The 22,758-nt window shown below is 73.2% G+C and carries 14 protein-coding genes; 2 read left to right on the plus strand and 12 right to left on the minus strand.

From position 1 onward, the window contains the following. Positions 1-828: 828 nt before the first annotated feature. Entirely contained in the window at positions 829-1,173 is a 345-nt protein-coding gene (locus BCD48_RS23205) for a histone-like nucleoid-structuring protein Lsr2 (RefSeq protein ID WP_071050504.1), read from the minus strand. 979 nt (positions 1,174-2,152) lie between these two features. Between BCD48_RS23205 and BCD48_RS23210 the strand changes: the two genes are divergently transcribed. Further along, a complete protein-coding gene (locus BCD48_RS23210; protein ID WP_071050618.1) occupies positions 2,153-2,662 on the plus strand; it encodes a hypothetical protein in 510 nt (169 codons plus the stop codon). Positions 2,663-3,109: 447 nt separating this feature from the next. On the opposite strand, the gene BCD48_RS23215 is transcribed toward BCD48_RS23210, so the two are convergent. The 4 genes from BCD48_RS23215 to BCD48_RS23230 all read right to left on the minus strand — a co-directional run bounded on the left by BCD48_RS23215 (position 3,110) and on the right by BCD48_RS23230 (position 12,879). Beyond that, positions 3,110-3,931, minus strand: coding sequence for an ABC transporter ATP-binding protein (locus BCD48_RS23215; RefSeq protein WP_071050619.1), 822 nt, complete (start codon positions 3,929-3,931; stop codon positions 3,110-3,112). Between the two features lie 55 nt (positions 3,932-3,986). Further along, the gene (locus tag BCD48_RS23220; RefSeq protein WP_241841936.1) at positions 3,987-8,543 is read right to left on the minus strand and encodes an ATP-binding SpoIIE family protein phosphatase; all 4,557 of its coding nucleotides are present in this window, start codon (positions 8,541-8,543) and stop codon (positions 3,987-3,989) included. A 300-nt stretch (positions 8,544-8,843) separates the two neighbouring features. After that, positions 8,844-11,483: a bifunctional acetate--CoA ligase family protein/GNAT family N-acetyltransferase gene (locus tag BCD48_RS23225; protein WP_071050505.1), complete on the minus strand. Its 2,640-nt coding sequence runs from the start codon at positions 11,481-11,483 to the stop codon at positions 8,844-8,846. A gap of 76 nt (positions 11,484-11,559) precedes the next feature. Further along, positions 11,560-12,879, minus strand: coding sequence for an acetoin utilization protein AcuC (locus BCD48_RS23230; RefSeq protein ID WP_083419068.1), 1,320 nt, complete (start codon positions 12,877-12,879; stop codon positions 11,560-11,562). A 125-nt stretch (positions 12,880-13,004) separates the two neighbouring features. Here BCD48_RS23230 and BCD48_RS23235 point away from each other — a divergent pair, with 125 nt between their 5' ends. Continuing rightward, on the plus strand, positions 13,005-14,999 hold the full coding sequence (locus BCD48_RS23235) for an acetoacetate--CoA ligase (protein ID WP_083419098.1): 1,995 nt from the start codon (positions 13,005-13,007) through the stop codon (positions 14,997-14,999). Between the two features lie 465 nt (positions 15,000-15,464). Here the strand turns inward: BCD48_RS23235 and BCD48_RS23240 are convergent, their stop codons facing one another. The 7 genes from BCD48_RS23240 to phnL form a co-directional block, all read right to left on the minus strand. Then, entirely contained in the window at positions 15,465-16,733 is a 1,269-nt protein-coding gene (locus BCD48_RS23240) for an RNA polymerase sigma factor (RefSeq protein WP_083419069.1), read from the minus strand. 493 nt (positions 16,734-17,226) lie between these two features. Beyond that, complete coding sequence (locus tag BCD48_RS23245; protein ID WP_071050506.1) at positions 17,227-18,696, minus strand: amylo-alpha-1,6-glucosidase; 1,470 nt, start codon at positions 18,694-18,696, stop codon at positions 17,227-17,229. A gap of 120 nt (positions 18,697-18,816) precedes the next feature. Then, on the minus strand, positions 18,817-19,431 hold the full coding sequence (locus BCD48_RS23250) for a GyrI-like domain-containing protein (protein ID WP_071050507.1): 615 nt from the start codon (positions 19,429-19,431) through the stop codon (positions 18,817-18,819). Between the two features lie 23 nt (positions 19,432-19,454). Then, on the minus strand, positions 19,455-20,048 hold the full coding sequence (phnN, locus tag BCD48_RS23255; RefSeq protein ID WP_071050508.1) for a phosphonate metabolism protein/1,5-bisphosphokinase (PRPP-forming) PhnN: 594 nt from the start codon (positions 20,046-20,048) through the stop codon (positions 19,455-19,457). Further along, positions 20,045-21,220 (minus strand): alpha-D-ribose 1-methylphosphonate 5-triphosphate diphosphatase, encoded by a 1,176-nt coding sequence (locus tag BCD48_RS23260; RefSeq protein ID WP_071050509.1) that lies wholly within the window; start codon positions 21,218-21,220, stop codon positions 20,045-20,047. Before BCD48_RS23260 ends, phnN begins: the two co-directional genes overlap by 4 nt. Continuing rightward, entirely contained in the window at positions 21,217-21,993 is a 777-nt protein-coding gene (locus BCD48_RS23265) for a DUF1045 domain-containing protein (protein WP_116271632.1), read from the minus strand. The genes BCD48_RS23260 and BCD48_RS23265 overlap by 4 nt, the downstream gene beginning before the upstream one ends. Continuing rightward, positions 21,990-22,757: a phosphonate C-P lyase system protein PhnL gene (gene phnL / locus BCD48_RS23270; protein ID WP_071050510.1), complete on the minus strand. Its 768-nt coding sequence runs from the start codon at positions 22,755-22,757 to the stop codon at positions 21,990-21,992. The genes BCD48_RS23265 and phnL overlap by 4 nt, the downstream gene beginning before the upstream one ends. Position 22,758 lies beyond the last annotated feature (1 nt).

A 22,758-nucleotide genomic window follows, 5' to 3' on the forward strand; every position in this document is an offset into this window, starting at 1 on the left:
TCCGCGGCGACCGCACGAAACCGACAAAGTCGGCCCAAACTCGTCGACGGCCGGCGCTCCATCTGGCCGGCATGGCCAACCGGGAGAGCCGGTGTGACTCCTTCGGCAACATCGAACAGGTCGCCGGCCGGCGTCGGTGGCTCATCAGTGATCCTGGGGACAACGGCCGCCGGGTGTGCGAAGGAAGATCATTTTCGCACACCCTTTGGCCCTCTAGTGATCCTGGGGACAACGGCCGCCGGGTGTGCGAAGGAAGATCATTTTCGCACACCCTTTGGCCCTCTAGGCCAAAGCGCGGCCACCACCAGAACGCCCAGAGAAGCACAGAAACAGCAACGCCGGCTGGCCCCACCCGCGACCAGCCGGCCCGCCACGATCACACCAAGTCCGCAAGCCCAGGGAGCCCGGGGGCCGGCCCCCCACATTCCTCACGGCCCACCGGCGCCCAACCCCAAGCAACCCATACACCACGCGCAGAAGCCTGACGCGCCGACTCCCTGAATGGCCCACCGCCCCGACTCGTGACCCTCGGCCAAGTCGAGTCGAGTTAGGCCGACGTCCGGATCACGACCGAGCATCGGCCACTTCGCAACGTCCCGGCGAAGCCTCACGAGCCACCCGCCCGATTCGCCGGCCGGCCCGGAAGACAACTCCCACAAACTGCCCTAGAGGTAGAGGGCCCGCTCCGTCGAGCGAAGCTCGACATCGGGGCCCGGGCCACCCCGCGGACCAATATCACGGGCCCACGGGAAGCTGACCGGAGGTCAGCGAACAGGCCTCCCCACCTCGACCACCCGAAGGGCGGCGAGCAAGGTAACCCCAAGCAGACTAGTGGGCCTTCTCGTACGCCTCGACGATGTTGGAGGCGATACGGCCGCGGTCACTCACGGTGTAGCCGTTGCTGCGCGCCCACTCACGAATGTCGGCGGTACGGTCCGTTCCGCCGCCACGGCGAGAAGGCGTCCGGGCCACGACACGACGGCCGCCAGAGGCACGCCCACCGGAACGACGGGCCGCACCCACGAACGGGGCCAGCGACTCACGCAACTTGGTCGCGTTCTTCTCGGAGAGGTCGATCTCATACTGCGCGCCGTCCAGGCCGAACCGGACTGTCTCGTCGGCCTCTTCGCCACTGAGATCGTCAATCAACGAGACGATGGTCTTCTGAGCCATGCCACACTCCTTCAGGTCAGCGGATCCCAGAACTGGATCCCAGAACTCACGCGTCTAGTATTACCACGAGAACACCCGGATGCGTCACGACTGGTTGGATCGAGCCGGCGAGCCGGGCTGGTGGATCCTGTTCGCGCGCGAGCCGATCGACCTGCTTCCCAAGAGCCACAATGTCTGTTGGCGGGACTGTCCTCGTCCGAATGCCGAGCTTCGCACGGCGGACGGACACGCCTCGTGCAAGAGCCCGACTCCGCCAACGACGCCAGCGGGAAGCCGGACAGCCCAACCAGGTGCACGGAAAGGCATGATCGAGGCCCGCTGCCCGCCGCTTGCGCCGAGTCCACCGTTTCAGCCGCGCCCATGGTTCGAACCGGCGGGCCGACGGCACCACGTCGAATCGGTGGACGAGGCGGTTTGGCTGCTTCGGCCCTGGGTGTGATGTCCATCAAGCGGGACAGGGCTCCCCGATGCCCAGCTTCCTCGTTCGGCCGCGATGGCGGTGGCGATGCCGAACCGACGGAAGGCGGGCCGTCAGGAGGATGTGTCAGCGGAACCCAAAGAGTCTGCCGACGCGGGGACGATAGAGGACTGGTCATGTCAACGGAATCTCAGACCCGAAAGTTCGCGGCGATGGGGGCAGATGGGCCACAGGGGCGCATGGGTGCCACCGCCCGCGTGCTCCGCACGGACCGCGCAGGCTGGTCGGTCCGGTCCGATTGCGCGGCAAACGATGGGCCGTGCCAGCGGGCTTTGGCTCGCTACTGTCGGCGCTCCCGGCCCAGCGTGGACGCTATCGGCTGGGCTTTGGCTGCCTCGCGGAGGGCAGGAACCTCATGGCACAAATGGGAAACTGGACCCATCGCCCGCCTGAACCGCACACCAGCGCGCCTTTCGCGCGCATCCGGTGGGCTACTAACAGCTACCAGATGACCTACCGGATGAGTAGTCCGATTCCGCTCCTTCGAGTAGCCACCCGGTGATGGCAGCGCGAACCTGGGTGATCGACGCGGCGAACGTGGTGGGCGCCCGGCCCGACGGATGGTGGCGCGACCGGCCGGGTGCCGCGGCGCGGCTGCATGCGCGCGTTCTGCGGCTCCTCGCCGCCGCCGACTGGCCGGCGGACCTGGCCGGGCAGGACGAGGCGCCGGCGCGGGTCGTGCTGGTCCTGGAAGGCGCCGCGAGGGCAGGCGTCGAACCCGGCACCGTTTCACCCAGGGCGCGCCCGCCCGACGCGCATCCGGATGAGGCGCATCCGGACGGGAACGGCTCGCCAGACGAGGAGACGGATGGCCCACGCGCCGCCGGCGTGACACTGGCCGTGGTTCATGCGCCTGGCGCGGGCGACGACGCGATCGTGGCCGAGGCCGGGGATGCCGAGCCACCGGTCCTGGCCTTCACCTCGGACCGTGCCTTACGGGAGCGGCTCGTCGAGGCCGGCGCGCGCGTTCGCGGCGCCGGCTCCCTCTGGGCTCTCCTGGACGAGACGTAGCGAGCGCCGTCGCCTTTCCCTCCCCCGCCCGCCGAGCCCGCGGTGTCGACGAGGCACAGGGACCCCTTAGTGCTTCTGGGGACGGGGGCCTCCGGAGGTGCGAAGGAGGAGCATTTTCGCACCTCCTTTGGCCCTCTAGTGCTTCTGGGGACGGGGGCCTCCGGAGGTGCGAAGGAGGAGCATTTTCGCACCTCCTTTGGCCCTCTAGGCGAGACACCGCGGCCCGGCATTCAACGAGCACGGGCGGCCAAAGCGGCCCATACGGCCGGCTGGCGCCCTATCAGGGGATGGCGCGGCAGAAAGACCGGGCGGACGCCACCTCGCCGCAGAAGGCGGCGTGGCGGCTCGCGCGGCCGCGCCACAGTCGCCGGCGGGATACCGGAATCAGCATGCGTACGCCGAAGTCCTCTCCGCCGGCCGGCAGCCAGTCGGCTCCCGGTCCGTTCCTCAGGCGGTGGCGGCGGCTCGCGGGCGGGGCGGGCGGGCTGCGAGCCGGGCCGCGTAGCGGCCCGCCGCGGCGGTGATCTCGAGCGGGATTCCGAAGCACTCCGAGAGCGGGCCGGCGGTGAGCGTCTCCTCGACCGGCCCGGCCGCCACGATCCGGCCGTCACGCAGCAGGAGGGCGTGGGTCACGCCCGCCGGGATCTCCTCGACGTGGTGGCTCACCAGCACCATGGCCGGCGCGGTGGGGTCGGCGGCGAACCGGGTGAGCCGGCGCAGCAGCGCTTCCCTGGCACCGAGGTCGAGCCCGGAGGCCGGCTCGTCGAGCAGCAGCAGCTCTGGGTCGGTCATCAGGGCGCGGGCGATCGCGACCCGCTTGCGTTCCCCCTCGGAGAGGGTGCCGTACCGGCGGCCCAACAGCGCCCCACAGCCGAACTGGCGCAGCAGCTCGGCGGCCCTGGTCACGTCGATGTCGTCGTAGTGCTCGTGGCCGCGGCCGAGCACCGACCAGGCCGCCGTGAGCACCGCGTCCAGGACCCGCTCGTCCGCCGGCGGCGTCTCGGTGAGCGCGGGGCTGACCAGACCGACGCGGTAGCGCAGCTCACGCATGTCCACCGTGCCAAGCCGGGAGCCGAACAGGTCGACCGCGCCGCCGGTCGGGAACAGCCGGCCCGCCGCGACCAGCAGCAGCGTCGTCTTGCCCGCGCCGTTCGGGCCGAGCACCACCCACCGCTGACCAGCCGACACCGACCAGTTGACCTCGGACAGCAACGCCGCCCCGTCGCGCCGCACAGTGACAGCCTCGAGGCACACGATCGTGTCCGCCATGGCGCTCACGTTACCGGGCATCTGGCGCCGGACAGCCGGCGGTGGCCGGTCCTCCCTACGGGGCCGACGCGAGCGCCGCCGGGCCGATCTCGGCCCAGACGACCTTGCCGTCCGCGGTCGGGCGGACCCCCCAGCGGTCGGCGAGCGTGGCGACCAGCTCCAGGCCCCGGCCGGCCTCCTGGTCGGCACCGGCGTGCCGGCGCCGGGGCAGCCGCCCGCCGCCGTCCGCGACCTCGACCACGACCCGGTCGGCGAGCCTACGGACCCGGGCGTCGATCGGCTGCCGGCCATGCGCGACCGCGTTGCCGACCAGCTCGGACAGGACGAGCACCGCCGTCTCCAGGGCCTCGGCCGGCAGCGACCAGTCGGACAGCGCGGCGCGGGCCGCGGCGCGGGCCGGCGCGACGTCGGCGGCGCCGCCGTCGACCGCGATCTCCACCGTCGCGCCGGGCGGCGGCGGCGCGGGGAGGCGGGCCAGCAGCAGGGCGGCATCGGCGGCGAGGGCCTCGCCCGCGGGCGAGGCGCCCGGCCGCTGGCCAGGCTCGGCGGGACCGCCAACCGGGCCGAGCACGGCCAACGCGTCATCCGCGAGCTCCGGAAGCGGCGCCCCCGGACGAGCGAGCGCGCCGGCGAGCTGGGACACCCCGGCGTCGAGCTCACGGCCGCCGGCGGCCACTAGGCCGTCGGTGAACAGCGCCAGCAGCCAGTCGGGGCCGAGCCTGACGACGTACTCCTTCACGTCGTCGCGCCGGGAGCCGAGCGGCGGCCCCACCTCCATGTAGAGCCGGGAGACGAGCCCATCCGGTGCGACCACCAGCGGCGGCGGGTGCCCGGCGCTGGCGAGCGTCACCCGGCCGCTGTCGGCCTCGACGACCGCGTAGATACAGGTGGCGAGCTGACCGGGGACGCCGTCCTCCACGGCCCCGCCAGCCGCCTCGGCCCCAGCAGCCGCGACGGCACCGCCGGCCGGGACAGCACTGCGGGCGAGGCCCGCCCGCCCGGACGGCTGGTACTCGTCCGCGAGGTCGGCGAGCACGCCGTCGAGCAGGGTGATCACCTCGTGGGGCGGAAGGTCCAGGCGCGCGCAGGCCCGCACCGAGGCGCGAAGCGCCTCCATCGCCGCCGCGGCGACCTCACCGCTCGCCGCGATGTTGCCGATCACCAGCCCGGCCCGGCCGGCGCCGAGATCCACCACGTCATACCAGTCCCAGCTCGTGTTCCCCTCGCCCGCCTGGTAGCGCGCGGCGACCGCGATACCAGCCGGCGTGAGCGCCCGCCGCGGCGCGGACCGCCGGCTGGCCGCCAGCGCGCGCGGCGCGGCGGCCGCGGCAAGCTCCGCCCGGTCGACCGCCTCGGCGGCGCGCCCGGCCAGCTCGCCGAGCAGGGCGAGGTCCTGCTCGGCCAGCGGTGGGCGTTCCCCCACCGCGGCCAGCAGCACGACCCCCACCGGGCGGCCACGACGCAGGATCGGCGCCGCGGCCACGGTGTGCGCCCCGGCCCTGCGCGCCCAGCGCACCTCGTCCGCCGACGAGGCCGACAGCGCTCGCCTGGCCGGTTCCTCGCCGGCGGCGGCCCCAGGAACAGACCTGCCCGCGTCACGCAAGGTGCTAAGCCGCGGCCCGCCGGCGGCGAACGCCTGGGCGACGGTGCTGGCCGCTGGCCAGCGGACGGGCCGTGGGCTCGGCGGGCCTTCGATGCCCGGCGCGGCGGCGGCCGCCACCCGCAGCAACGCGGGCGCGGCTGGGGCTCCCGCCGGATCGACGGATCCGGCGGGCAGGGCTGAGCTGGTGCCGTTCTTGCCGCCGTCGCCGGGCACGGCGCCGGGCAGGCCGCCGGGCACGCCGCCGGGCACGGCACCCTGCTCGCCGACCGCGGCGTCCCGGCCGTCGCCGGCGGTCGCGGGGTCGGCGAGCAGGTAAACCGCGCACAGGTCGGCGATCTCGCCGACGGCAGCCTCGGCGAGGGCACGCAGAGCCCGGTCCGGAGTGACGGCCGCCGCGGGCGCCGCCTGAGCGGCCGGGTCGGCGACGGCGGCCGCGTTCATGGCGGTGGTGACAGCGGCCAGCACCTCCAGCCTGCGGGCGGCCCGGTCGGCGTCGGCGCGCGCGGAGGCGGTGTGCTCCTGGGCGACGCGGCCGGCGGCGGCCTGCGCGAGCGCCCCTTCGAACAGCGCGGCCCGCTCGAAGGCGAGCGCGCACTGGTCGGCGAGCAGCTCCAGGTAGCCCCGCTCATCCAGGCTGAAGTCCCTGGCGGACGGGAAGCCGAACATCAGCACGCCGGTGGGGGCGTCGCCGCTGGCCAGCGGCAGCAGCGCCCAGGCCCGGTCGTCGGAGGCGCCCACGGCCGCGACCAGGTCGGGGACCGGCCAGCGCGCGGTCAGCTCCTCGCGGCTGGACAGGAAGAGCGGCCGCCGGCCGCGCACCACCTCGGCGGCCGGGTGGACCGCGCCGAGGCTGATCCGCGACCAGCGCGCCGCGTACTCGGCCGAGTAGCCCTGCAGGGCGCGGAAGGTCAGCTGTTCGCGCCCGTCGTCGATGAGCGCGACGCCCCGGCCGGAGGCGCCGAGCGCCCGGCCGGCGTCCATGATGACCGCGACCACGTCGTCGCTGGTCACGGCCCTGGCCAGCGCCGCGGTGATCCGCTGGATCTGCTCGACCCGGTCGGTGGTGACCCGCACCCGTCCGGAGGCCGACTCGCTGGCGGCCTGGGCCGCGCGCAGCTCGGTGATGTCGGTCAGGGCACCCACCCACTCGCCGCCGCCCGCGGCCGCGAGCGCCCGTGCCGTCATGACCCGCTCGGCACCGTCGGCGCCCAGCACCCGGAACTCGGCCTCGAAGCTCTCCCCGCGCTCCACCGCGCTCTGCCAGGCGCGGCGAACCGTGTCCCGGTCACCCGGGTGGACGGCGTCAAGCCAGCCGAGCCCGTCGGACTGGGCGCGCCGCTGACCGGTCACCGCCCGCCAGCGCGGCATGTCGCCGTCGAAGGCACCGTCCGGCCCGGCCCTCAGTACATCGGACGCGACGGCTTCGGCCAGCAGCCGCAGGCGCTCACGCTCGCGCGTCGCCTCCTGCTCGGCCTCCCGGCGGCCACTCACGTCGATCGCGACGAACACCGCGCCCAGCGGCATGCCACCGGGCCCCGCCACCGGGTACCAGCTGGCCTGCCACGTCTGGGTCGGCCCGGCGCCGCCGGTCGCGACGCTCATTTCCAGATCACCGACCGCCTCACCGGAACGCAGCGCGCGGCCGAGCAAGGTGGCCAGCTCGTGGCCGATCTCTCCCAGCAGTTCGGGCGCGGTGCGGCCGATGTGGTCGGCGACCGGCCGGCCGTTGAGCCGGGCCAACACGTCGTTGACGCGTACGTACCGGCCGGAGGCGTCATGGAACGCGAGCGCGATCGGCGCCTGGCTGAACAGCGTCTCGGCGACCGCGGCCGACGTCGGCAGCGCGCCACCGACGGGGCCGCCCGCGGGCGGCACCGCGGGTGGCCCCGTCTGCGCGCCGCCCTGGCCGGGGCCGCCCGATGACGGACCGGACTGACCGGGCTGGCCCATCTGGCTGGCTCCGCCGCCCGGCATTCCCGCCGACGCCACGGCGAGCGCCGAGGGCGGAGCAGGCGGAGGCGGAGGCGGGAACGGCGCGGCTCCGGGGGGCGCCGACGCCGCCTGGCCGGCGAACGGCGGAAGCTCGCCCGGCGGGTAGCTGGGCGGGGGCGGCGGTGTGGTGGCGAGCCCAGGTGACGCCGGGCGAGCCGCCTCGGGCACCGCCGAGCGCGCCGATGGCTCGGCCGGGGCTGCCGGGGGGGCCGAGGTGGGGTGCCGTGCGGCCGGGCCGTACGAGTCCTGTCCAAAGGCCTGCCGCGCGGCGGACACGTCGCCGTAGCCGCCGGACGCGGCGGGCTGTCCCTGGCCGGCGGGTGCCGCGACGTCGAAGCCGGCGGCGTACCCGGCGTCCGGCCCCCGGTCGTGGCCGCGGGCTTCCTGAGGATGCTCGTACCCGGGCTCCGGGCCGCGGGCGTAGTTAGCGGACTCGTAGCCGCCGGCGTTCCCGCCCGCCGCGGGGGCGCCGTAGCCGCCTTGGCCGGCGCCGCCGTAGCCGCCGGCGGCGTACGAGCCGGCGTCATACGAGCCGTGGTCGTACTGGCCCTCGCCATACGCGCCGGTGCGGTAGGCCCCGTTCTGGTAGGGGTCGTAGGCGTTGGGGGCGTAGGCACCGTTGCTCGGTCCACCGTTGCTGGCGGTGTCGCCACCATGGGCGCCGTTGCTGGGGGCGCCCTCGTACCCGGCCCGCGCGCCGCCGCCGGCGTCGGGATAGGGGGAACCGGCCGGCCGGTTCGGCGGCTGCGCGAGCCCGGCGATGTGTCCCTGCTCCGGGCGGGCCGCGGCGGCCGGCGGCCAGACCGCTGACGTGCTCCAGTCCTGGCCGCCGTTCCAGTGCCGGTCGCTCCACTCCTGGCCACCTGACGGCGTCGCCGGCGGCCACGGCGCCGCGCCGGACCGCGGGTCCGCGTCCTCTGGGGCGACGAATCCGTGTTCCGGCCAAGGCGAGACGTACCCGCCACCCTGGCCCGCTGGCTGGCGTCCGGACGGCTCGGCGGCAGAGGACGACGTCATGGGTCCCGATTGTCGACGGTGGGAACATGTTGTGTGGAACCGGGCCGAACCCTGCGGCCCCCGCGCGACAGGGAACGAGTTCTCGGCGAGCGCCGAAGACGCCCGACCAGCCCGTCAGCCCACCCACGCTGCCGCCATCGGCGACCGGTTGGTCCCGATTCGCACCATCTGGTATCCGCGGCGACATACAGACGTCACAATCCGCGCCGCATGCCGTCGTCGATGCAGGCGGTCCGGTGAAGTGTGAGCCTGCTGACGATGTCGCCGGATGGCGTCAGCGAACGACGTCGACGGACGGCGTCAGCGGTCGGCACCGACGCTCGGCATGGGAGCCGTCCAGTACCGCCGCGGGCCGGCGTCGGCGCGGCGCGACGGCGGCCCGGTGACCACCTCCGCGGACAGGACGGCCACGCCCTCCGCCGACACGATCACCGGATCCAGGACGAGCCGCGCGACGTCGGGCAGGTCGTCGGCGAGCCGGGCGACCCGCAGGATCGTCTCCCGCAGCGCCGCGACGTCCACCGGCCGCGAGCCGCGGTACCCGGACAGCAGCGGAGCTCCCCGTACCGATCCGAGCAGCCGGTCAGCGTCGACATCGGTCAGCGGCAGGATGTGGTGCGCCCGGTCACCGAGCAGGTCCATGGCCGGTCCCGCCAGCCCGAAAGACACCAGCGGCCCGTAGCGGGGGTGCTCCTCGGAGCCGAGCACCACGGCCACGCCGGCGGGCGCCATCCGCTGCACCACCAGCGGTACGTCCGGCCCGACCTGGGCACGCAGGGAGGCCCAGGCCGCCCGCATCGCCGTCTCGTCCGGAAGCGCGAGGCGCTGGCCGCCGAGCTCGGGGCGGTGCCGGTAGGGCCGCGACCTGGCCTTGAGCACCGCGGGCCAGCCCAGCCGGTGGGCGGCGCTGACCGCGGCGTCCTCGTTCTCCGCCCGGATCACCGGCTCCACGGACACCCCATAGCAGCCGAGCAGGGCGGCGCCCTGCGCGTCGTCGAGCCGGCCCACCCGGCCAGCCACCAATGCCCTCGCCGCGTCGACGCGCACGCTGAGCACCGGAACGGCTCCGAGCGGGCGCGACCGCCATTCCGCGTAGGCCACGACGCGGCGAAGCGCCGCGACGGTCCCCTCCGGCGAGGGGTAGGCCGGCACCGGGCCGAGCTCGGGAACCCGCGCGCCGCCGAGCACGCTTGCCAGCACGGGAATGTCGAGACGCGCGGCCGCCGCCGCGACCGCCGCGGCCAGCGGGGCGATCGGCAGTGGCGGCAGCGGGGCGACGGTGACCATCAGCGCGTCCGACCGCTCGGCGGCCGACAGCATCGCCTCGGCGTGCAGCTCCGGGGAGCTGCCGAGCTTGAGCAGGACGGACTCGACCGACAGGCCCACGGCCTCGGCGGCCTCGACCGTGAGACGGACCAGCGCGCGTGAGTCGCCGACGACGGTCACCCGGTCGCCCCGGGGCAGCGGCTGACTGGCGAGCAGCTGCGCGACGTCGAAGCCCGCCGAGACCCGGTCGACGGCGATCACGCCGGCCTGCCGCAGCAGCGCCGCCTCCAGCTCGGAACGCCCCGCGCGCACGACCACGACCGGGAGGGAACGCCCGGCCCGGCGGGCGAGCCGCGCGAACTTGCGCGGGTTGCCGAAGGTCTCCAGATGCAGCAGCGCGACGTCGGTCGCCGGGTCGTCCTCCCAGTACTGCAGCATGTCGTTGCCGCTGACGTCGGCGCGGTCCCCGGCGGAGACGAACACCGACAGCCCCAGGCCGCGGGTCTCCGCGGCGCCCAGCATGGCGGCTCCCAGCGGCCCTGACTGCGAGTAACAGCCAATCCGTCCAGGTGGTGGCATCTGGGTCGTGAGCGAGGCGTTCAGGCCCACCGCCGGGCTCTGGACCCCGAGGCTCGCCGGTCCCACGACCCGCATGCCCGCGGCGCGGGCGGCGCCCGCGAGCGTCGCCTCAGCCGGCTCGTCGCGCAGGTCCGTGATCACCACCAGGCCACGCACACCGTGGCGCCCGCAGGCAGCGACCGCCTCGCTGACCTCCGCCGGCGGCACGCACAGCACCGCGAGGTCCACCGGTCCGTCGACGTCCTCGACACTGGCGAAGGCCCGCACCGACGAGACGGCGCCCGACGCGGCGGCCGCCACCGGGTTCACCGGGTAGACAGGGCCGTCGAACCCGGCGCGCAGCAGGTTGCGCAGCACCGCGTTACCGGTCGCGTCGTGGCGGCGGGAGGCACCGATCACCGCCACCGCGCGGGGGCGCAGCAGCCGTCCGATGGAGGCCGACTCGGCCCGGTGCTCCCGGGCGCGCATCACATCCACCGATCTCTCGGTGGGGGCGATGTCGAACGACAGCCGCACCGCGCCGGATTCCCAGGTTCTGGACACCTTGTAACCGGCATCGAGGAAGACCCGGGTCATCGTCTGGTTCTCGGCCAGCACCTCCGCGTCGAACCGGCGGATGCCGCGTTCCCAGGCCGCGGCGGCGAGGTGCTCCAGCAGCACGGAGCCGAGTCCTCGGCCCTGCTGGGCGTCCTCGACGAGGAAGGCCACCTCGGCGGCGGGGGCCGGACGGATGATCGGCGTGTCCCGGCGCGTCTCGGCGGCCACCGCGGGCGGCGCGGCAGCGGCCTCGTCCGCGGGCAGGCCCTCCCAGTGCGCGAGGGCGACGAGGTCGGTGCCGATGAGCGCGACGAGGGCGCCGCGCACCGACTGGTCAACGATCGTGAACCGATCCACGTCCGCCTGGGTCAGCCCCCGGCGCACCCCGAAGAACCGCAAGTAGATCGAGCGTTCCGACAGCCGCTCCCAGAAGGCCAGGAGCCGCGGGCCGTCGGACGGCAGGATCGGCCGGATGTGCGCGGTCCCGCCGTCGGCGAGGATCACGTCGGCCTCCCAGCCCGCCGGGTATCCCGGTGGGAGGACCGCCTGCTCAGTCACCAGCGTCGCTGAAGGGCAAAGGGCGTGCGAAGATGTTCTTCCCTCGCACGCCCCGAGGGCACTGTTCCCGGGATCACTAACGGTCACGGAGCGGGTCGAGGCCGTTCAGTGGCAGCACCTCGCGACGGGTGGCCGCGACCGCCCGGTCGAGCGGGTCGTCCGGGTCACCCTCGCCGGCGTCCCATGGGTGACAGGCGACCGGCCCGCCGCCGTCGCCGAACGCCGCCGGCATCGCCACGCCCCGCCCGGGCGGGCGCAGCGTGGCCGCGTCCACCCGGCCGGGCGCGCTCTCGCGCCACTGTTCCGGCAGCGGGCGGTCCACCGGCAGCGGTGCGTGCGCCGCGATCGCCAACAGGTGGGTCCAGGCCCGTGGAACGACGGTCTCCAGCGCGTATCCGCCGCCGCCGCAGGCGAGCCAGCGCCCGCCCGCGACCTCGTGCGCCAGCTCGTGCAGTGCCAGGTAGGAGGCGCGCTGGCCGTCGATGGTCAGCCGCAGGTCGGCGAGCGGGTCGAGGCGGTGGGTGTCGCAGCCGTGCTGCGTGACCAGCACGTCCGGGCGGAACTGGCGCAGCAGCACCGGCACCACTCCGGAGAACGCGCGCAGCCAGCCGGCGTCGTCGGTGCCCGGCGGGAGCGCCACGTTGACCGCGGTCCCCTCGGCGTCGCCGGTCCCGACCTCGTCCGGGAACCCGGTGCCGGGGAACAGACTGCGGCCTGTCTGGTGCAGCGAGATCGTGAGCACCCGCGGGTCGTCGTAGAACGCGGCCTGCACGCCGTCGCCGTGGTGCACGTCGATGTCGACGTAGGCCACGCGGCGGGCCCCGGCCGACAGCAGCCAGGCGATCGCCACCGCCGGGTCGTTGTAGACGCAGAATCCGCTCGCGCCGGCGCGCATCGCGTGGTGCAGGCCGCCCGCCAGCGCCACCGCGTGCTGATGGGTGCCCGACCACACCGCTCGCGCGGCGGCCAGCGTGCCCCCGGTCACCGCGGCGGCCGCCTCGTGCATCCGCTGGAACACCGGGTTGTCCGCGGTGCCGAGCGCGAACATCGCGGCCAGCCGCGGGTTGGCCCCGCCGGGGGCACCCACATGGCGGACCGCGGCGACGTAGGCGGGGTCGTGCACCAGCTCGATCAGCTGGTCGGACGCGAGCGACCCGGCGGCGGTCGCGACGCCCGGCGCCTCGAGCACGCCCGCGCGCGTCGCCAGATCCATGGTCAACGCGAGGCGCACCGGGTGCAGCGGGTGATGCGGGCCGAAGTCGTAGCCCAGCATCGCCTCGTCCCAGACCACCAGCGTGTCCTGACCGGTCCCGCCGGGGTGGCGGGGCTCACCGCCACTACCGGGCCGGCCGGCGATGGGGGCAGGCCCGTCGCTCACGCCGCCGATGGTCTCCATAGGGCGAAGGTAGTCCCCCCGGCACGCATCGCGACGCCCATCGCCCGTCTTTGACCGTCACATGGTGGTCGGGGTGGAATGCCGGAACCGATTGATTAGGGTCAGGTCACGTGGCGGGCAACGAGATGGCGCAGACCTCCGACGAGGGCACAACCGGGGTGGTGCGGGCCGGCACGCTGCTGTGGGAGCCCCCGGCCGAGCGGGTGCGCGATGCCGGGGTGACGCACTACCTCGATTTCCTCGCCAGTGAGCACGGCCTGTCGTTCGCTGACCCGCGGGACCTGTGGCGGTGGTCCGCCGCCGAGCCCGGCGCGTTCTGGGAAACGATCTGGAACTTCTGCGGCGTGCGCGGCCAGCGCGGCGACGGCCCGGCGCTGGCCGACGCGCGGATGCCCGGCGCGGTCTGGTTCCCCGGGGCGAAGGTGAACTACGCCGAGAACGCCCTGAGCCGCCGCGGCGGGGAGCCGGCGCTGATCGCCATCAGGGAGGACGCGGCGACCGTCGTGATCTCCTGGGACGAGCTGCGCCGCCAGGTGGCCAAGTGCGCCGGGGGGCTGCGCCGGCTCGGGGTGCACCGCGGTGACCGGGTGGCCGCGGTGCTGCCGAACTGCGCCCACACGGTGATCCTCATGCTTGCCACCGCGAGCATCGGCGCGGTCTTCTCGAGCTGCTCGCCGGACTTCGGCCCGTCGGGGCTCGCCGACCGGTTCAGCCAGATCGCGCCGAAGGTGCTGGTCGCCGTCGACGGCTACACCTACAACGGAGTCCAGCACGACATCCTGCACAACATCGCCGAGCTGGTCGAGGTGCTGCCCGGCCTCGCCGCGACCGTCGTCGTGCCGTATGTGGCCGCCGACGTCGTCGAGCGCGCCGAGCGCCTGGCCCTGCCGGGGATGACCTGGTGGGACCAGCTGGTCATCGGCCTGGAGGAGGTGCCCGAGTTCGAGCCGATGCCGTTCGCCGCGCCGCTGTGGATCCTCTACTCCTCCGGCACCACCGGGCTGCCCAAGCCGATCGTGCACAGCCACGGCGGAATTCTGCTGGAGCACCTCAAATCGCTCGCGCTGCACCTGGATCTCGGCCCCGACGACCGCTTCTGCTGGTTCACCACCACCGGCTGGATGATGTGGAACTTCCTCGTCTCCGGTCTGCTCGTCGGGTCGACGATCGTGCTCTACGACGGCAGTCCAAACTTCCCCGATTTGTCGACGCTGTGGCGGCTGGTCGAGGCGCTCGGCCTGACCTGTCTGGGCGTGTCGGCCGCATTCCTGCACAGCTGCCTGGGCCGAGGGCTCTCCCCGTGCGTGGTCGCCGACCTGTCGACGCTGCGGACGCTCGGGTCGACCGGCTCGCCGCTGTCCACCGACGGCTATGCCTGGGTGTACGACTCGGTGAAGCCGGACGTGCTGCTGACGTCGATCAGCGGTGGTACGGACGTGTGCGGGCCGCTCGCCGCCGCGTTGCCCACCATGCCGGTACGCGCGGGCGAGATCGGGCTGCGCGCGCTCGGCTGCGCAGTGGACGTCTTCGACGAGCAGGGCAGGCCGGTCGTCGACGAGGTCGGCGAGCTGGTGGTCACCGCGCCGATGCCGTCGATGCCGCTGCTGTTCTGGGGCGACCGGGACGGCTCCCGGCTGCGGGAGAGCTACTACTCGATGTATCCCGGCGTGTGGCGGCACGGCGACTTCGCGCGGCTCACCCTGAGCGGGGCCGTGGTCATCGAGGGCCGCTCGGACGCGACCCTGAACAGGGGTGGCGTCCGGCTCGGCACCGCGGAGCTGTATCGGGTGGTCGAGCGGTTCGAGGGCATCGCCGACAGCCTGGTCGTCGACACCTCCGGCCCGAGCCAGACCGGCCAGCTGTTCCTGTTCGTCGTCCCGACCAGGCGCGGCAGCCTGACCCGGGAGATGGGCGAGGCCCTCAAGGCCGAGATCCGCGCCGAGCTCTCCCCGCGGCATGTCCCCGACACCGTCATCGAGATCCTCGACGTTCCCCGCACCCTCACCGGCAAGAAGCTGGAGGTCCCGGTGAAGCGCCTCCTGACCGGCGTCCCCCTCGACCGCGCCGTCAGCCTCGCCGCCGTGGCCAACCCGGAGGCCCTCGCGCCGTTCATCCGGTAGGTGTGTTGCTGGTTCGGGTGCGATCCGCTTGAGCGGTCCGACCACCACAGCACGCCTGTGTGGGGAGTATTTCGGTTCGCTCTCGGCCCGGACGATGTAGCGGGCTGGGGTGGAAGGTTGTTGCTGGTTCGCTCCGTGCGGGCGGCGCGCTCCGGCCCCGTACTCGCTTCGCTCCCACGGGACCTCCGCGCGCCGTCCTCCTCCGCTCACGGGCGCTACGGCGACCTCCGCTGCGGCCCACCCACATCGCTTCGCTCGTAGGCAGGCCTCCGCGGAGGCGCGCCTCTGCGCCGCACGGTCACCCGCCGATTTAGCGTCACCAAGCCAAGCCCGGGCCGGCGGACCACTTCGCTTCGCTCGTGGGGGCCTCCACGCCGCGGGCTGTCCGCTGCTGAACGTTGCAGACCGCTACACGAGGAAGGCCCGCCCCCCGTTCGGGGGCGGGCCTTCTACTACCTGTTCTTGCTAGTCCAAGAACTCGCGCAGGCGACCGGCCACGGCCGGCTTGCGCAGCTCCCGGAGAGTGTCGCGCTCGATCTGGCGGATGCGCTCGCGGGTCAGACCGAGGCGGTTGCCGACCTCCGCGAGGGTGTGCTGCTTGCCGTCGGCCAGGCCGAACCGCAGCCGCATCACCTCGCGCTCGCGCGGTGACAGGTTGCCGAGAACGTTGTCGATCTCATCCTGCATGGCGCCGTATGAGGCGGCGTCCGCCGGCGAGGTCGCGTCGGCATCCTCGATGAAGTCGCCGAGCACGGAGTCGCCGTCGTCGCCGACGGTCGTCTCCAGGCTGACCGTGTCCTGCGCGTAGCGGCGCAGCTCCACGACCTGCTCGAGCGGCATGTCCAGCTCCAGCGCGAGCTCCTCGTCGGTCGGCTCACGGCCGAGCGAGGAGACCAGCTGTCGCTGCAGCCGAGTGATCTTGTTGATCTGCTCGACCACGTGGACCGGGATGCGGATGGTGCGGGCCTGGTCGGCGAGAGCCCGGCCGATGGCCTGCCGGATCCACCAGGTCGCGTAGGTGGAGAACTTGTAGCCCTTGGCGTAGTCGAACTTCTCGACCGCGCGGATCAGGCCGAGGTTGCCCTCCTGCACCAGGTCGAGCAGCGTCATTCCCCGGCCGCTGTACTTCTTCGCGACCGAGACGACCAGGCGCAGGTTCGCCGAGACGAGCTGCTGCTTCGCGGCCTCGCCATCGCGGACGAGTCGCTTGAGATCCCGACGCAGGTCGGGCTCGAGCTCCTCGGCCGTGGCCAGCTTGTGTTCCGCGAACAGGCCGGCCTCGACGCGCTTGGAGAGCTCTACCTCCTGAGCGGCGTTGAGTAGCGGGACCCGGCCGATCTCGCGCAGGTACATGCGCACGAGGTCGGCGGTGCCCGCATGCTCGGTCGTGGTCCGGCCGGTCGTCCCCGCGGGCTCGGAGGATCGCTCCTCCTCCTCGAGGACGTCGACACCGGCAGCCGTCAGCCGGGCGACCAGCGCCGGCAGAAGCTCGGTGCCGACGTCGGCGGACTCGAGAGCCTCGCGCAGCTCGGACCGGCTGACCTCGCCGGACTCGCGGCCGCGCGCGATCAGGTCGGCAACCGCGCTGACGTCGAGCTCATCGATGTCCTCAGCAACCGCCGTCAGCGTGCGGCCGGTGGAGGAGCGGGCAGCGGCAGTCGACCGACGCGGGCGCCGCGCGCTGGTACGCGCGCGCGGGGCGTCGTCGTGAAGTTCCAGAGCAGGCAGCGTCATCAGTGATAGATCCGAAGGTCGGTGCGGGTGGGTCGTCGTCCTTGCACGTGGAGGTAACGTCTGACGACGCGAACCAATTCCCCGCGCAGGCACAGCCGGACGGCAGCGAACGCCGGGCCTACGCCGCAGTGTAGACCCTCACCCTCGGAACACTGAACCCGCTTGTCGCGAAGACTACCCCGCAGATCGGCTTCTGTGGTCAGAACAACCAACTATCTAGGTAGCTCTTCCACGGCTCCAGCGCACCTCGGTAGCGTTAAGTAACGCCACGAGGCAAGGCCAACACCCTCGGCACAGAAAGCTACGTCACGCCGTGTGGCCCAGCCCTCCCTCGGACATCCCGTTGCCCGACGCAGACGGAGTACCCGGCGTGCCGCGCATAATCGGGCCAATCGACGTGACCCACGCCACATCTAAGCGACACGCCGTCAGCCCGCCGAGCAGCGCGGGGCCGACCGCGCCGACGCCGGCCGGCCCCGCCTGGCCGCGCGGCCTAGCCGCGCGGCGAGGAGGGCAGCTCGTCGCTGGCGCGCCGGGCGTCCGGCACCCCGGACACCCCCAGCCGGGAGGCCGCGCGCGCCGCGGTCGCCTGGATCTCCGGCAGGTCCGGCCGCGCCAGCAGGTCGACCAGCAGCGCCGCCGTCCAGGAGAAGCTGTTGCTGCCGGCGCCGGAGCCGTCCAGTGGCGAGTAGTACTCGAACATCTGGCCCGAGCTGGAGATCAGGTTCAGCACGCCCGCGCGCAGCTCCCGGGCGGCGTCCAGCCGGCCGTAACGCTCCAGGCCGTCGGCGAGCAGCCAGTTGATGTTGATCCACACAGGACCCTGCCAGTAGCACCGGGGCAGGAAAGCGGGGTCGTCCGCGGGCACGCTCGCCACGCCGTAGCGCGGCCAGTACCGCGGCGACGTCATAGCCTTCACCAACCCGTCGACCCGTTCCTCGGGAACGACGCCGGCATACAGCGGAAGGAAACCGCCGACGGTCTCATGCTGGAGGAGCTCGCCCGTGCGGAAGTCCCGGCTGTAGTACGTCGACTCCGCCCAGAGCCGCTCCATCGCCTCCCGGCAGCGGCGCATCGAGCGGGTCAGCCGCTTCGGCAGCTTCACCCCGACCTCGGCGGCGATCTCGACGAGATGGTCGTTGGCCCGCACCAGGATCGCGTTGAACGCGACGTCCTGGACCAACGGCACGTCGGTCTCGCGGATGCTGCGGAACGAGTAGCTCGACCGGCGCAGCTCACGGACGACGCGGTACAGCGTGAACAGGTCCGCCGAGGTGAGCCGCTCCTCGACCGGCACCTCCTTGGCGTCGCGGCGCAGTGCGTCGAGAGCCTCCGCGGTGCCCAGCCGGCGCAGTACCTTCACCCGGCGCGGGGTGATCGGCAGCGTGGCCTCCATCCACGGCGGCGTGTTGTCCATCCCGGACTCCCATGAGTGCACCAGCGTCACGAGCCCGTCGTCGTCGGGGTCACGCTCGGTGTGCAGGAACTGGTGGAAGCGGATCAGGCCGGGAAGCAGGGCGCGGTAGAAGTCGGCGCGGGACCGCGGGTCGAGCATCTCGCCCACCCGGACCGCAGCCTCGGCGATCATCGGGGGCTGCGTGATACCGGTGCTCTGCGCGCCGGACGCCGTCGTCACGAACCGGTCGCAGCGCCAGCGCTGCGGGCCGGCATGGTAAAAGTCGTCGACCTCGGCGAAGATCACGTGCGGAATCATGCCGTTCGGCCATTGACCGCGCAGCAACGAAAGCACCTCGGCGGCGGCCCGCGCTGGGTCGATGTGACGCAGCCCGATCGCGATGAAGCAGGAGTCCCAGAGCCACTGATGTGGGTAGAGCGTGGGAGATGGCCTGGTGACGTCGCCGAGGTCGTTTCCGCGCAGTACCTCGAGCGCGGTCGCGCGCAGGGTCTGCAGGCTAGGGGACAGCGTGGGAACGGGGGCACCGGTGGACGTCGGAGCGGGCATCGTGCGAGGGTATCCACCTTCTGTTGCGCCGAAGCTTCGTACCGGGTAGAAGCCGGACGGACACGGAGTTTCCTGCCCCGTCCGGACCAGTTCCGCATCTATCAGGTCAAAATGGCAGATTCAGTCCGCGAACGGGCCGATGTGGTGCGCCCGCTCGCGTTGATCCACATCTGGATATGCGGCGCACGCCAACGACCTGTCCCGCTGATGCCCGATCGTCCTGTCGATGACAACCGAGGTCCGCGCGCCGACGATCCGTCGGCGGACTGGCGGTCGCTCGCTGAGAAGGTAGAAGACCGTCGTCTCGAGCCGCGACGGATCATCAGACCAGTCGCCATAGACCTCCCACGAGATTCCCGCAAACGTTCTGCCGGTCCGAGCGCGCCAGGCATGGATCGCGTCATGCGTCCGGCGAAGCCGGTCATAACCGCCCCTATGCACAGCAGTCGCGACCTCACCCGCGGGCGTGTCCGCCGGGACGACCTCCCCCGCGGCGTGGAACACCCGGATCACCTCGACCCCGAACTCGACCTCCATCGCCGCGTCCGTGCCTGTCGGGTGGTGGTACGGGAAGACGTTGTGCCCGTCGGTGCGCAGCCCCGGGCGGGCACGGAGGAACGCCCACACCTTGTCGAGCGCCGGCCCCCACGCCGTACCCACCGAGCCGATCTCCACGCGCCGGCGGACGACAGCCAGTCGACGACCTGGAACGACCTGAACATCGACGTTCGTCATGCGTCCCTCAGCCTTTCCGCCGTTCAGAGGGCGGCCGTCGGGCAGCCCGCCGCGTCGCGGATGATGCGCACCAGCTGAGCGCCGCCGTCCGCGAGTGAGCCGTCGTTCTCGATCACCGCGTCGACCCGGTGGCCTGGGGCCGGGTCGGGACGGGCCAGGCGCTGCCCGATACCGGGTTCGGGCTCGCGGCGGCGGGCGCGCAGCCGCTGCGCGCGTACCTCCTCCGACACGGTCACCCGGACCACGACGAACCGCCGGTAGCGGCCGGCGAGCTCGTCGATCACGGCGCGGGAGACGTTGGCGACGACGACGCGGCCGTCGCGTACCTCAACGTCAGCCGACGCCAGGATGCCGTAGCGAAGCCCGTGCGCGTGCCAGTACACGGCGAAGTCACCGCGTTCGCTGGCCTGGGCGAACTGCTCCTCGCTCACCGGCTCGTGATCCTCGCCGGGACCCGGCGGCCGGGTGATGACGCGTCGGGGGAAGCTGGCGAGGGCCCCGGAATGTTCGCGGGCAAACGACAGCAGGGCATCCTTGCCGACGCCGCTGGCGCCCACGACGGCCACGAAGGCACCGGGGCCGATCAGCGCGGCGTCGGAGCCGATCGGCTCGCTCACGTCACCCGCACCCCCTCCCGGTACACGCCGCGGACGACGGGCACGCGCAGCCCGCGCGGGTGGTGCTCGGTGCCCGGCAGGTCGTGCGCGCCCACCCGCACCAGGTCGGCGCGCCTGCCGACCGTGATCTCGCCGCGGTCGTCGAGGCCGACCGCCCGCGCCGGGTTGCCGCTGACCAGCGCCGCGCCCTCGGGAAGCCCGATCGCGCCGTCGGCGGCCAGCTGGAACACGGCCTGCAGCGGGCTCGACGGCACGTAGTCGGAGGACAGGATGTGCAAGAGCCCAAGTCCGAGCAGCTCGGCCGCGGCCACGTTGCCCGACTGACTGCCGCCGCGGACGATGTTGGGGGCGCCCATGACGATCCGCTGGCCGTGCTTTACGGCCTCGCCGGCGGCGAGCACGGTGGTCGGGAACTCGGAGATGCATCCCCCGAGCGCGACCGACTCGGCGACGTGGTCGGGCGTCGCGTCGTCGTGGGTCGCCAGGGTGATCCCGCGCTCCACGGCGAGCCCCGCGATCGCGCGGCGGTGCTTGTCCGCGTAGAGCGCCGACTGCTCGAGCAGGGGGGCGACGAAGGCGTCGAACTCGGACTCCGCGACGTAGCCCATGCCGACGTGGAACCGCTTGAACACCTCGAGGTCGGCGTACTGACGCTGGCCGGGGGTGTGGTCCATCAGGGAGACCAGCTTCACGTACGGGTCGTCGGCGAACTCGCCGAACGCGTCGAGGCAGTTCGGCGCGGACACCTCACAGCGCACGTGGATCGCGTGCTCGGCGCGTGTCAGGCCGGCGCCGGCCGCCAGCTCGATCGTGTCCGCCAGGTGCCGGGCGGTCGCGGCGGCCGCGTCCCTCTTGTCATCGGCGGAGGAGCCGATGCGCACCGCGTCAAACACCGTGGTCGCGCCGCCGGCCGCCAGCTGCGCGTCGCTGGCGAGCACGGCGGGCAGGGGATCCCACCGCACGCCCGGCCGCGGGGAGAAGTGGTACTCCAGGTGGTCGGTGTGCAGCTCGACCACGCCGGGCAGCAGGTAGTCGCCGTCCAGGTCCTCGCCGGCCGCGGCCGGGTCGGAGCCGATGTCGGCGATCAGGCCGTCGCGGATCAGCACCGAGCCGGACAGGATCTCATCGGCCAGGACGATGTGGGCGTTGCGGAGCACAGTTTCGCGCGTCATCGCGTTCCTTCGCTGACTGTCGAGACTTCGGCGGGTGCGGGTGCGGGTTTGGGTGCGGGTGCGCGGACCGGCCGCAGCGGGTGCAGCGCGCGCAGCGCGAATGGGGCGCCGGGCTCGGCCTCGGTGAACAGGGCGAGTGCGTCGACGGGCACGGTGGCTCCGAGCGAGGCGGCGAACCAGCCGCTCAGGGCACGTTCCACGGCCGGCTGCCGCCCCGGCGCGATGCGGTCGGTGAGGGTGAGGTGGAAGCGGAACTCGTCGAGCACGTACGGGTAGCCCCAGGCCCTGAGCAGTTCGCGCTGGCGCGGCGTGAGCGAGGCCGGCCTGCGGCGGGCAAGCTCGGCCTCGGTCGCCGGGGCGCGGAACCCGTCGAAGCCGGTCACCACCGCCTCGGCGAGTGCGTACAGTTCCGCTGCCTCCGCTCCTGGCACCAGGGCGAAGAAGTCGCCGAGGCGGGTGAGGGACAGGCGCGGGATCATCACTGCGGCGCGGCCCGCGGCAAACCGCGCCAGGGCGTCGTCGAGGTCCTCGGGCGTGCGGCCCTCGGCGAGGCGGAACGGTGCCTTGAGCGTGGCGTGGAAGCCGTATCGGCGCGCGTCGACGGTCATCGCGTCGACGGTCTCGCGGGTCCAGCCGGCGGGGACGCCCGGTGTGACCGGCTCCCCCGAGACGCCGCGGCCCAGCCATTGCTCGGCCTTCTCGCGTAGCTCCCCGGCCACGGCATCCATGGAACCGGTGCCCGGCGCCGCGTAGATCGCGAACCGTGCGGTCACGCCGCCGCTCCGACAGCCGGGGCGAACATCTCGACTCCGACGACGCGGTCGGCGACGGCGTCGCGCACCGCCGCGTCGTGGAAGATGCCGAGCATGGCGACGCCCCGGGCGCGCTTCTCGCGGATCAGCTCGGTGACGACGTCGCGGTTGCGCGCGTCGAGCGAGGCGGTGGGCTCGTCCAGCAGCAGCAGCGGCAGTTCGGTCACGAATCCACGCGCGATGTTGACGCGCTGCTGCTCGCCACCGGAGAAGGTGGCCGGCGGCAGGCTCCACAACCGTTCGGGGATGGCGAGCCGGGTAAGCAGCTCCGCCGTTCGCTCGCGTGCTTCCGCCGCGGGAACGCCGCGCTCGACGAGCGGCTCGGCGACGACCCGCAGGGCGCCCACGCGGGGCACGCAGCGCAGGAACTGGCTGACGTACCCCATCGTGTCGCGGCGGGCGCGGAGCACCTGGCGCGGGTCCGCTGCGGCGATGTCGATGACACTGTCGACGGCACCGTCGACGGCACCGTCAACATCGCCGCCCGGGCGCCTCAGAACAATGGCGCCGCGGTCGGCGGCGTAGTTGCCGTAGACCATCTTGAGGATCGAGCTCTTGCCCGCGCCCGAAACTCCCCCGAGCGCGACGCACTCGCCGGCACGCACCTCGAAGGTGAGCCCCCGCAGCACGGGCAGCCGCTGGCCGCCCTGCAGATACATGGTGAAGGTCTTGTCGACGCCGGAGACGGCGAGGATCGGCGGCGCCGCAACCGCTGGAACAGCCATG

The organism is Pseudofrankia coriaricola (genome assembly GCF_001854805.1).
In the GTDB taxonomy this organism is placed as follows: domain Bacteria; phylum Actinomycetota; class Actinomycetes; order Frankiales; family Frankiaceae; genus Pseudofrankia.